The sequence below is a fragment of the Streptomyces sp. DH12 genome, assembly GCF_020873895.1.
Taxonomy (GTDB): Bacteria; Actinomycetota; Actinomycetes; order Streptomycetales; family Streptomycetaceae; genus Streptomyces.
Genome location: NZ_JAHWGT010000601.1, coordinates 1 through 549, shown reverse-complemented (window position 1 = coordinate 549; position 549 = coordinate 1). Strand labels below are relative to the sequence as shown.

At 78.0% G+C, this 549-nt stretch carries 1 pseudogene; it reads right to left on the bottom strand.

The features are described from left to right. Nucleotides 1-549, bottom strand: a pseudogene (locus LPA54_RS36000) (hypothetical protein); the annotation flags it as partial.

Below are 549 nucleotides of genomic sequence, written 5' to 3'. Positions count from 1 at the left end.
CCGTGTAGCGGCGGACCACCGTGTCCCGCAGGGCGCGGGTCGAGGCGGGATGCAGGTACGCGCGCACATCGGCCAGCCGCCGCAGCCGCTCCCGTTCGTCCAGCGAGGCGTCCGGCCAGGCGGGTGCGGCCAGGTTCGGCCCGTACCCGGCGATGGCGTGGACGGCGTAGTAGCCGTCGGTGATCACCACCTCCCCCGGGGCGATGTGCCGCGCGGCCCAGTCGTACGCCGGCCAGTCCGGGGGCTGCCGGAAGCCGACCGGGTCCGCCGCCGGGGGCACCAGCGCCCCGGCGTGCACGGTCAGGAACCCGGCCGCGGCCCCCGCCGCCGCGGCCCCGCCCAGCAGCCGCCGCCACACCGGCCACGGGCGGGGCGCCGCCAGCTCCACCGCCAGGGCTAGCTGCAACGGCAGCAGCGTCAGACCCAGGGCCCGCCCGTAGGTGTAGTGGCCGCTCACCCAGCCGTACGCCACGACCGCGCAGTCCAGGGCGAACATCAGCACCAGCGGGTCCCGCCGTGAGCGCCGGGCCCGCAGCCACAGGGCCGGCA